Here is a 10,689-nt window from a genome sequence, read left to right as displayed (position 1 = left end):
AGTCGATCGCCCGCGCGATCCGGTACGTCTGGCTCCCGTTGACGGCGATCTGCCGCAGTCGCTTCCCCTGTTCGCCTGTCATCAGCCGGTAGAGCAATTCCTTCTCGATGAGCGGCGCGAGAACAGGGATGTCATCCGGAGTATCGAGCAATCGCACGAGCCGCAGCGCCGCATCGAAAACCGGCGCCGACAGCAAGCCTACGGCGATGCCTTCGCCCGCCGACGCGGTATCCGGTTCCGGCAGATGCACCTGCGTCGCCAGTTCGACGATGCGCTGCGGATCGAGCGTGAACTTCACACATAGATAAGGCGCGTCGGGCGACGCCCGTGTCACCCGCGACATCACGGGTAAATCGACGGACGTCACGAGGCAATGCAGATGATCGTATTCGTATGCCTGCCCCGCGACCACGACCCGCTTGGCGCCTTGCGCCGCGAACACGAACGCGGGGCTCGTCACGCCGCAGCCGAGATCCGCGGGTGCCGCGTACCGGTAGAAGGTCAGCGACGCAATCGCCGTCTGATGCGCGCCGTCCACCGGCGCGAAGCGGCTGATGAGCGCGGCGAGTTCGCGGCGTGCCGTTTCGTGCGGCGCCGAAGGATCGAGCCTGGAAGAATTCTGTTTCATGTGCATTGAACCCCGTTGACGGAATCGAGCATACCGAGCCGCTGCCGGGTAGCCACCGTGGCCTGCTCGATTTGCAGGATTGTTCAATATTTTTGCAGGATTGTGTAAGCGCAACAGCAGGCGGTCGGTCACACTGCCGCGTACACCCGGCGCCAAGTTCGGGCTTTCCCCACGGAGAGGTTCCATGTCCACATCGTTTGTCCTCAACGGCAAGAACATTACGCTCGATGCCGATCCTACTACGCCGCTCCTCTGGGCGATCCGCGAAAACGCGGGCCTGCACGGCACGAAGTTCGGCTGCGGCATGGCGCAATGCGGCGCCTGCACGGTTCATCTGGAAGGCGAAGCCACCCGTTCGTGCGTGCTGCCGCTCGCCGCCGTCGCGGGCAAGCGCATCACGACCATCGAAGGCATCGAAAGCCGGCCCGCCAAAGCCATTCAGGCCGCATGGGTCAAGCTGCAGGTCCCGCAGTGCGGCTACTGTCAGTCCGGACAGATCATGTCCGCGACGGCCTTGCTCGAACATAACGCCACGCCCACCGACGCCGACATCGACGCCGCAATGAACGGCAATCTCTGCCGCTGTGCGACCTATGTCCGCATTCGCGCAGCCATCCACGAAGCCGCTGCCACCCTGAAGGCCTGACCATGACGACCGATCTCGATCTTAAGGATGCGGTGCGCCCATCCCGCCGGACCTTTCTGAAAGCAGCCGGCTCCATCGCGGCAGTCGGACTCACCGTCGGCTTCGAGTGGGCGGGCACGGGGCGCCGTGCGCTCGCTGCCACGATGCCCGAAGCGACGTTCGCGCCCAATGCGTTCCTGCGCGTCGCGCCCGACAATAGCGTCACGGTCATCGCCAAACATGTCGAGATGGGCCAGGGCGCGTACACCGGCATCGCGACGATCGTCGCGGAAGAGTTGGATGCGAACTGGCAGGACGTGCGTGTCGAAAGCGCGCCCGCCGATGCGAAGCGCTACGCGAATCTCGCGTTCGGTACGATCCAGGGCACGGGCGGCAGTTCGGCGATGGCCAACTCGTGGATGCAATTGCGCGAAGCCGGCGCGAAAGCGCGCGCGATGCTGGTCTCCGCCGCCGCTGCGCAGTGGCAGGTGCCCGTGTCCGAACTGACGACGCGTGACGGCAGCGTTCATCATGCGGCCACGAACCGGAGCGAGACCTACGGCTCGCTCGCGTCGGCCGCCGCCCGCTTGCCGGTGCCGGACAAGGTCACACTCAAATCGCCAAAAGATTTTCGTTTGATCGGCCATCCGTTGCCGCGCGTCGACGTGCCGCCGAAAACCGACGGCACAGCCCAATTCACGCTCGACGTGACGTTTCCCGGCATGCTGGTCGCGCTGCTGCAGCGTCCGCCGCTCTTCGGTGCGACCGTCAAGTCATTCGATGCGTCGGCCGCTAAAGCCGAGCCGGGCGTCGTCTCGGTCGTGCAAGTGCCGGGCGGCGTTGCCGTGGTCGCAAAGGGCTTCTGGGCGGCGAAGCGGGGCCGCGATGCGCTGAAGGTCGAATGGGAAGATTCGAAGGCCGAAAAGCGCAGTTCGGACGCGATCATGACCGAGTACCGGCAACTCGCCGAGCAGGCCGGCGCATCTGCCCGCAAGGACGGCGATGCGACACAGGCGCTCGCGGGCGCGGCGCAGAAGATTTCCGCTACTTACGCGTTCCCGTACCTCGCTCATGCGCCGATGGAGCCGCTCGACGCCGTCGTCAAGCTCACTGCCAACAGCTGCGAGATCTGGGCCGGCGACCAGTTCCAGACGGTCGACCAGGGCAACGCCGCGCGCACGGCCGGGCTCGATCCGCAGCAGGTGAAGATTCACACGCTGTATGCGGGCGGCAGCTTCGGGCGGCGCGCGAATACACAGTCGGACTATATCGTCGAGGCCGTGTCGATCGCGAAGGCGCTGGGTGCGAATGGCACACCGGTCAAACTGCAGTGGACCCGCGAGGACGATATCCACGGCGGCCTCTACCGGCCGATGTACTTCCACAAGCTCGACGCGGGTCTGAGCGCCGACGGCAAGCTCGTCGCCTGGCGACATCGCATCGTCGGTCAGTCGATCCTTGCGGGGACGCCGTTCGCAAGCGTGATGGTCAAAAACGGGATCGACGGGACGTCCGTCGAGGGGGCCGCTAACGTGGCCTACGCGATTCCGAACATCTCGGTCGAACTGACGACCACGCAGACCGGCGTGCCGGTGTTGTGGTGGCGGGTAGTGGGCAGCTCGCACACGGCATTCGCGGTCGAGGCATTCATCGACGAAGCCGCACACGCTGCGGGCAAGGACCCGTTCGCCTTCCGCCGCGATCTGCTCGCCCACGAACCGCGCATGCGCGCCGTGCTCGAACTCGCCGCGGAGAAAGCGGGCTGGGATCCGGCCAAACCGTTGCCGAAAGGCCGCGGGCGTGGCATCGCGGTGGCCGAGGCGTTCAAGACGTTCGTCGCGCAGGTCGCGGAAGTCTCCGTCGACAACGAGGGTAACGTGAAAGTGGAACGCGTCGTCTGTGCGGTGGATTGCGGGACACCGATCAACCCCGACGTCATCGTCGCACAGATGGAAGGCGGCATCGGCTTCGGTCTCGGCGCGGCGTTGCACAGCGCGATCACGCTGAAGGACGGCAAGGTCGAGCAGAACAACTTCGACGGCTATCAGGTGCTGCGGATTGCCGAAATGCCGAAGGTCGAAGTACATATCGTGCAGTCCGGCGAAGCGCCGACCGGCGTCGGCGAGCCGGGGGTCGCGCCGGTCGGGCCGGCGGTCGCGAATGCGATTTTCGCAGCCACGGGCAAACGGCTTCACAGCTTGCCGTTTCCGGGCACTGCGGAAAAGAGCGCCTGACGGTCGTTTCTTCGGGATGGTTCGACGTACGCCGTACCCTGGCGGGGGACGGCGGTTTTAATTGGCATGCTCAGACCGCTTGTCCGGTAGCGTATCCAGTGTGCCGCTGTGTTCCCGGAGCAGCCCTACCCATGCCTCTACCGCGAATTCACGCAGAAACCATATGTGGACAGCTGAAACGCGAAGAGACGCCGGCGCCAAGAAACATGACGAATCAATAACTTTGCGGATGTTGCAGGCCATCCAAGGAGCGCCTCGGAACGTCCTGGCGGAAGGCAGCCGGAGTCGAACCGACCTGAGAGCGTCTGACGCCCTCAACTGGGTTTGAAGCCCAGCCGCACCACCGGATACGAATGCCTTCCTACGGTGATTGAATGACACGACGGCGATCAACGATCGCCATCAGAGCAGATGAAGACAACGACTCTCGGTGCGCATCATATGCAGGCCATGGTGGAAGCGAGTATAGCCAACGCGGTCGAAGAACTCCAACAGCTGAATCGCACGCTTGCGCCCCAGTCTGGTGACGTCGCGAAACGGCGCAGCCGCTACCGTGCCCGCGTTCTTCGCAGCCTCGGCCGCCGCCATCGCGGCGAGCTCGCGAATCGCTTCACGGTGGTAAAAGAGGTCATGCACGACCTGAAAAAGCTCACCCTGCCGCGCGAGTTTGCGCATCAACAGACGTATCTGCTGCTCAGGCACGCCGTGCGCGTTGGCCAGATCCCGAACCCACGGTGGATCGAAACGGCCTGCCTTCACTTCAGGTAGCAGCGCCGCCGCGAGCGCCCGCTCCGCGTCGTCGAGCGTTATGGTGTGACCGGGCAAATGCAGCCAGGGCCCATGTTTGACGATCTCACCGCGCGCAGCGGCATCGTCGACTAATGCGCGCCATAACGCATCGTCCACCAGCGGCGCCGCGATCCGCCGCAAGCGCGACACGTCGGGTCCCAGTTCGTCAGGCGAGCGCTCGTGGTACTGCGCAAGCGTCTCGGTTAGCCGGTTGTTCAAGGCCTGCCAGCGCGCATTGGCAACGAGCAACGCATCGTGACCGGGCACCTCGACAACGCGCGTATCGGGCGGCAACGCGAGCGCGGCCGCCGGCATGTCCGTCAATCGTTCCAGCAACGCGCGCGACAAACCGTGCGGCGCCCTCGCGAACATCGAATCAACCGCGCCCGTTTCGAGCATCGTCTGGATCGCATCGAGCCAGGCAAGCCGGTCAGGTGAGCGCCGCTTGCGCGACGGCGCAAAAGGATCGAGCACCTGGCCGCCGCCCACCGTGCGATCGGCTTGCGCATTGCGCACGACGAAGCGGTCTCCCGGCGCGGCGCACACCGGCCGCTCGAAGACGAGCTGCACGCGCGCACGCCGACCGGCATCGAGCGTTTCGCCTTCGAGCAACGCCAGATGCGCAACCTGATGCTGCGTGCCCAGGTGCACGTGCAGCGGCGTCCACTGCTTCAGTGTGACCGGCGCGTCGGCGAGCAGCGTCAGCATCGCGTCGATCCGCTCCGATGCCTGCGACAAACGCGGATCGACCACACAGTCGCCGCGCTCGATCGCGCTCTTGTCGATGCCCGCGAGGTTCAACGCGCAGCGCTCGCCGGCTCGTCCGGTTTCGGCCGGGCGATTCTGCGCATGGATGCTGCGCACGCGCACCGGCTGATTTTTCGGCATGAGCAGCATCGTATCGCCGACGGCCACGCGCCCGGAGAGCACCGTCCCGGTGACGATGGTGCCCTGCCCCGCGAGCGTGAAGACGCGATCGATCGCAAGCCGGAACAGGCCGTCAGCGCGCTTCCTATGCCACGCCGCAGCCGCCTCGTGCAGATGCGTGTTCAGCGCAGCCACGCCGTGATCGTCGGCGCGCATCGCACACGTCTCGAACACCGGCGCATCGTGCAGCACGCTGCCGCTCAGAAACGCGCCCACTTCGTCGCGCACTTCGCGCAAGCGCTCCGCGTCCACGCGATCCACCTTGGTCAACGCGATGGCCCCGCGCTGAATGCCGAGCAGTTGCACGATCGCCAGATGCTCGCGCGTTTGCGGCATCACACCGTCGTCGGCGGCGATCACGAGGAGCGCGAAATCGATGCCGCTCGCACCCGCGGTCATCGTGTGCACGAGCTTTTCATGGCCCGGCACGTCGATCAGACCGAGCACGTCGCCGTTCTCGAGCGGCACGTACGCGTAGCCGAGTTCGATCGAAATGCCGCGGGCTTTTTCTTCCTTCAAACGGTCGGTATCGACGCCCGACAACGCCTTCACCAGACTCGTCTTACCATGGTCGATATGTCCCGCCGTGCCGACGATCATGCGTGCGCGTCCTTTGGCCGGTCGAGCAGTTGCGCGATCAGTTGCGCTTCATCGGCGGCTTCGAGGCAGCGCAGGTCGAGGCGCAATGCGTCCTGCGCAATGCGTCCGATAACCGGCCGCGCCATCTCGCGCAGCACTTTTTCCAGCGTGAGCAGGTGCCGGCCGCCACGCTTGCCGTCAGCCGTTCTGACGACGAGGCCGTAGCTCGGCAGCACGTCGATGGGCAACGCGCCGCTGCCGATCTGGCTGAACATAGGCTCCGCAACCACCGCGTAACGCTCGCCGAGCGCGCGTTGCAACGCAGGCTGCACGCGCTGAGCGGCAAGGCGGATGTCGTCGGCGGGACGCGTGAGCAGACGCAGCGTAGTCAGCCGTTGCGCCAGTTTTTCCGGCGCGCGGTATAGCTGAAGGACCGGCTCCAACGCCGCCAGCGTGAGCTTGCCGACACGTAGCGCACGCTTGAGCGGATGCTTCTTGATCTTCGCGATCAGATCGCGCCGCCCGACGATTAAGCCGGCCTGCGGACCGCCGAGCAGCTTGTCGCCGCTGAACGTGACGAGGTCGGCGCCGGCTTCGATGGCTTCGCGCACGGTCGGCTCGCGCGGCAGGCCCCATTGACTCAGATCGACCAGCGTGCCGCTGCCGAGGTCCACGGCAACCGCAAGGCCGCGCGCATGCGCAAGCGACGCGATCTCGTCGAGGCCGACCTCTTTGGTGAAACCGTGGATCGCGTAATTGCTCGCGTGGACCTTCATCAGCAGCGCGGTTTGCGGGCCGATCGCTTCGTCGTAGTCCCGCAGATGCGTGCGGTTGGTCGTGCCGACTTCGCGCAGCCTCGCGCCCGCGCGGCTCATGATGTCGGGAATGCGAAACGCGCCGCCGATCTCGACCAGCTCGCCGCGCGACACCACGACTTCCTTCCGCCCCGCCAGCGCGGACAGCGTGAGCAGCACCGCGGCAGCGTTGTTGTTGACCACGGTGGCGGCCTCGGCGCCGGTCAGTTCGCAGATGAGTTCGTCTATCAGATCGTCGCGGTCGCCGCGCGTGCCGGTGCCGAGATCGAACTCGAGGTTGGCGGGTTGGGTGAGCGCTTTCGTCACCGCCTGCACCGCCTCGTCAGGCAATACCGCGCGGCCGAGATTGGTATGCAGCACGGTGCCGGTCAGATTGAATACAGTGCGCAGGCGCGATTCGGCGCGACGGCACAGCGCGGCTTCGACCGCTAGATGCAGTTGCGGGATGTCGAGCTCGCCGATCGACGCGCCGCCCGCCTGGGCGCTCGCGCGCCACGCGTCGAGCGCCGCGCGCACCGCGTCGAGCACCTGCGTGCGCCCATAGTCGCTGATCAACGCCACGAACTGCGCGGACGCGATGATCTTTTCCACCGACGGCACGCGCGCCATCAGCGCGCGCAATTCCGAGCCGCTCACATCGCTCACGAAGCCATCCCTTTTGTAGTCGCGTGCGCCAGCCGCATCCGGCCGATCCTAATCGGACCGGGAGTCGTCCGCGGAATCCTGCGCGCCGCCGGTCTCCTCTGGCCACAGCCACGGATGCGGCGACGCCCGCCGATAACCCTCCGCCCCCATCAGCAGGTCCAGCGTGAGGCTGGCGAGATCGTCCGCGAACGGATCGAAGTCGTAGTCCTTCGACTGAATGCCGATCTTGCGGTAAGTATGGCATTCGTCGCACGACTCCGCCTTCAGCGCGGCGTTTTTCGCTTCCGCCTCACGCGTGGCGTCGTCGGCCTGCAGCGAGCCGACCGTATGATATGCAATGCCCTTGGTCGAATCGCAGTTCGAGCATTTCGAGCGCACCATGTGCCACTCGGTCGAGCACAAGCCGCATTGCAGGTAACGGTAATTGTCATGAGCGCCGCCCACGCGCACCGTGCTCGCCACTGGATGCGATCCGCACACGGGGCACAAGCCGAGCGTTTCGATATACGGCACCTGGCGCTTGTCGATGTCGGCGGCGAGATCGGTCCACACCACCTGCAACGCGGCCATGATGAACGGCGCGCTGGCCGGATCGACTTCGTCGAAGCGCTGCGCGAACAGCGCATCGGCCTGCGCTTCGAGCGTGGCGGTGTCGAGCGTGCGCAAGCGGGCGACCAGTGCTAATAGCGGCGGCGTGAGCGGTCCCGCGCGCTCGATGCTGTCGAGCAACTGGCGCAGCACGTCGCGCCACGCCGGATCACGCACGCCGGACAGCGCGGGAATCAGCGGCATCGAATGCTCTTGCGCAGTCGCGATCGACTCGGGGGTGGGCGACTGCCCGTTGAAGCTCGTGATCACCGCTTGCTGCGCGTCGGCGAGCACGGCCATCAGGCGCAGATAGCCGGCGATCGGATTGTCGCGCGCGGCGAGCTGGCGCAGCCGCGCGGCGCGCGGCGCGAACACCGCGAGCCGCTCGGGCGTGCGGATGCGGGGAATCGCCGAGTGATCGAGCGACTCGATGTCGCCGGCTTCAAGAATGCGTTGAACCAAAGTATCGACCTCTGAAAACTGCGCTGATAACCGCGCCGAAAACTGAAGAGCCGCCGCGCTTCATCGAACGACGGCGGCGGCTCGGTGTGCGGTGCGCTGAGAAACGCGCTGCTGTTACTTGCCGATGATTTCCTTGAACCAGTTCGGATGATGCTTTCTGGCCCACCCGTACGTCACGGTGCCGCGCGTCATCGCGCCGACCGAGCCCTTGATCCACAGCGCCGCATAGATATGCACGACGATGCCAACCATCAGCACGAACGCCACGGCCGCATGCACCACCGCTGCGAGCCGGATAATCCCGATCGGGAAATAGAACGAGAAATAGCGCCGCCAGATCACGATGCCGCTGGCGAGCAGCAACACCAGGCAGACTACCATCGTGAAGAACAACAGCTTCTGACCGGCGTTGTATTTGCCGATCGCGGGCAGCTTGTCCTCGCGATTGTTGAGCACGTCGCCGATCTGCCGCATCCACTGCACGTCGGCTTTGTCGAGATAGTTGTGATGCCAGAAGCGCAACGCCAGAATCAGGAACGACACGAACATCACGCAGCCGATGAACGGATGCAGAATCCGCGTCCATTGCCCGCCGCCGAGAATCGCGTAGAGCCACGACATCGCCGGATGAAACATCGCGAGGCCGGAGATCGCCAGCAACACAAACGAGATCGCGGTGATCCAGTGATTGGTGCGCTCATTCGGCGTGTAGCGCACGATCAGGCGATTGCCCTTCACGTCCCTCAGCCCGGTATGCTCAGGATGCTTCATTGGGTGTCTCCCTCGAACGGCGTGCTTCGTCGGCTTCGCGTTGAGCTTCGACTTCGTCTTCTTCCGTCACCTCGTTCGGACCGACACGCGTGTAATGGAAGAACCCGGCCACCGCCGCGAACGCGATGCCCGCCAGCGCCAGCGGCTTCGCCAACCCCTTCCACAGCGCAACCATCGGGCTGATTTTCGGGTTGTCCGGCAAGCCGTGATACAGCGACGGACGATCGGCATGATGCAGCACGTACATCACGTGCGTGCCACCCACCCCGGCGGGATCGTACAGGCCGGCGTTCTCGAAACCCCGCTCCTTCAGATCCACGATCCGGTCCGCGGCCTGCTGATGCATGTCCTCCTTGGTGCCGAACATGATCGCGCCGGTCGGGCAGGTCTTCACGCAAGCCGGTTCCTGGCCCACCGCCACGCGATCCGAACACAGCGTGCACTTATACGCACGATGGTCCTTCTTCGAAATGCGCGGCACGTTGAACGGGCAGCCAGTGATGCAATAGCCGCAGCCAATACAGTTTTCCTCGTGGAAATCCACGATGCCATTCGTGTACTGCACGATCGCGCCAGGCGCCGGGCAGGCCTTCAGACAGCCCGGATCCTCGCAGTGCATGCAGCCGTCCTTGCGGATGAGCCATTCCAGATCGCCTTGCGCGTTCTCGTATTCGGAGAAGCGCATCACGGTCCATGAGTGCTCGGTCAGATCGGCCGGGTTGTCGTACACGCCGACGTTCGTGCCGATTTCGTCGCGCAGGTCGTTCCACTCCATGCAGGCGGTCTGACATGCCTTGCAGCCAATGCACTTCGACACGTCGATGAGCTTGGCGACCGTGCCGGTAGCCGGCTCGCGCACTTGCGGCTCGGGCACGGTGGTGGCCGACATGCGTTTGATATCCAGTGATTGCAGTGCCATCTCTTTTCCTTATGCCTTTTCGACCTTGACGAGGAACGACTTGAATTCCGGTGTTTGCGAATTCGCATCGCCCACGGAGGGCGTCAGCGTATTGACGAGATAGCCGGGCCTCGCGAGTCCCTTGAAGCCCCAGTGCAACGGCAAACCGACCGTCTGTACTTTCTTGCCTTCGATCATCAGCGTTTTGATGCGCTTGGTGACGAGCGCCACGGCGATCACATGCCCGCGATTGGACGACACCTTGATGCGGTCCCCGGCGACGACGCCGACCTCTTTCGCCAGATCCTCGCTGATCTCCACGAACTGTTCCGGCTGAATGATCGCGTTCAGACGCGCATGCTTGGTCCAGTAGTGGAAATGCTCGGTCAGACGATACGTGGTCGCCGTATGCGGGAAGTTTTCGTGCGTGCCGAACGCGGCCCGGTCGTCGGGGAACACGCGCGCCGCCGGATTGCTGACGACCGCCTTGTTGTCCGGATGCAGCGGGTTGTAGCCGAGCGGCGTTTCAAACGGCTCGTAGTGCTCGGGGAACGGCCCTTCCACCAGACCGTCGCGCGCGAAGAAACGCGCCACGCCCTCCGGATTCATGATGAACGGATTCATGCCGTTTTCCGGCGGCTCGTCGACCTTGAAATCCGGTATGTCCGCTCCCGACCACGTCTTGCCGTTCCACGCGATCAGCTTGCGCTTCGGGTCGAACGGCTTGC

9 protein-coding genes and 1 tRNA gene are annotated in these 10,689 nt (G+C 64.7%); 2 read left to right on the top strand and 8 right to left on the bottom strand.

Going from position 1 to position 10,689, the window contains the following annotated elements; all coding sequences use genetic code 11:
- Positions 1–628: AraC family transcriptional regulator (locus VGH68_RS02690; RefSeq protein WP_414696882.1), on the bottom strand; the 628-nt coding region annotated here is incomplete at its 3' end.
- Between the two features lie 184 nt (positions 629–812).
- On the opposite strand from VGH68_RS02690, the gene VGH68_RS02685 reads away from it, so the two are divergent.
- A complete protein-coding gene (locus VGH68_RS02685; protein ID WP_331601960.1) occupies positions 813–1,274 on the top strand; it encodes a (2Fe-2S)-binding protein in 462 nt (153 codons plus the stop codon).
- 2 nt (positions 1,275–1,276) lie between these two features.
- The gene (locus VGH68_RS02680) at positions 1,277–3,487 is read left to right on the top strand and encodes a xanthine dehydrogenase family protein molybdopterin-binding subunit (RefSeq protein WP_331601958.1); all 2,211 of its coding nucleotides are present in this window, start codon (positions 1,277–1,279) and stop codon (positions 3,485–3,487) included.
- 266 nt (positions 3,488–3,753) lie between these two features.
- Here VGH68_RS02680 and VGH68_RS02675 read toward each other — a convergent pair.
- The 7 genes from VGH68_RS02675 to VGH68_RS02645 all read right to left on the bottom strand — a co-directional run.
- Positions 3,754–3,849: transfer RNA gene (locus tag VGH68_RS02675), tRNA-Sec, on the bottom strand.
- Positions 3,850–3,889: 40 nt separating this feature from the next.
- Positions 3,890–5,803 carry a selenocysteine-specific translation elongation factor gene (selB, locus tag VGH68_RS02670; RefSeq protein ID WP_331601957.1) on the bottom strand — a complete coding sequence of 638 codons (1,914 nt, stop codon included), beginning with the start codon at positions 5,801–5,803 and terminating at the stop codon, positions 3,890–3,892.
- Positions 5,800–7,242 carry an L-seryl-tRNA(Sec) selenium transferase gene (gene selA / locus VGH68_RS02665; RefSeq protein ID WP_331601956.1) on the bottom strand — a complete coding sequence of 481 codons (1,443 nt, stop codon included), beginning with the start codon at positions 7,240–7,242 and terminating at the stop codon, positions 5,800–5,802. The genes selB and selA overlap by 4 nt, the downstream gene beginning before the upstream one ends.
- Before the next feature lie 48 nt (positions 7,243–7,290).
- Positions 7,291–8,292, bottom strand: coding sequence for a formate dehydrogenase accessory protein FdhE (gene fdhE, locus VGH68_RS02660; RefSeq protein WP_331601955.1), 1,002 nt, complete (start codon positions 8,290–8,292; stop codon positions 7,291–7,293).
- A 114-nt stretch (positions 8,293–8,406) separates the two neighbouring features.
- Positions 8,407–9,063: a formate dehydrogenase subunit gamma gene (locus VGH68_RS02655; protein WP_331601954.1), complete on the bottom strand. Its 657-nt coding sequence runs from the start codon at positions 9,061–9,063 to the stop codon at positions 8,407–8,409.
- Positions 9,050–9,982 carry a formate dehydrogenase subunit beta gene (fdxH, locus tag VGH68_RS02650; RefSeq protein ID WP_331601953.1) on the bottom strand — a complete coding sequence of 311 codons (933 nt, stop codon included), beginning with the start codon at positions 9,980–9,982 and terminating at the stop codon, positions 9,050–9,052. Before fdxH ends, VGH68_RS02655 begins: the two co-directional genes overlap by 14 nt.
- Before the next feature lie 9 nt (positions 9,983–9,991).
- Positions 9,992–10,689: molybdopterin dinucleotide binding domain-containing protein (locus VGH68_RS02645; protein ID WP_331601952.1), on the bottom strand; the 698-nt coding region annotated here is incomplete at its 5' end.

The sequence above is a fragment of the Paraburkholderia sp. genome, assembly GCF_036488505.1.
Taxonomy (GTDB): Bacteria; Pseudomonadota; Gammaproteobacteria; order Burkholderiales; family Burkholderiaceae; genus Paraburkholderia.
This window is presented reverse-complemented; position numbering and strand designations above follow the sequence as displayed.

Bases quoted from the DNA above. Each gene is read 5' to 3' on its own strand.
- selB (WP_331601957.1), bottom strand. From the start codon at position 5,803: ATGATCGTCGGCACGGCGGGACATATCGACCATGGTAAGACGAGTCTG.
- VGH68_RS02680 (WP_331601958.1), top strand. From the start codon at position 1,277: ATGACGACCGATCTCGATCTTAAGGATGCGGTGCGCCCATCCCGCCGG.
- VGH68_RS02685 (WP_331601960.1), top strand. From the start codon at position 813: ATGTCCACATCGTTTGTCCTCAACGGCAAGAACATTACGCTCGATGCC.
- fdxH (WP_331601953.1), bottom strand. From the start codon at position 9,982: ATGGCACTGCAATCACTGGATATCAAACGCATGTCGGCCACCACCGTG.
- VGH68_RS02655 (WP_331601954.1), bottom strand. From the start codon at position 9,063: ATGAAGCATCCTGAGCATACCGGGCTGAGGGACGTGAAGGGCAATCGC.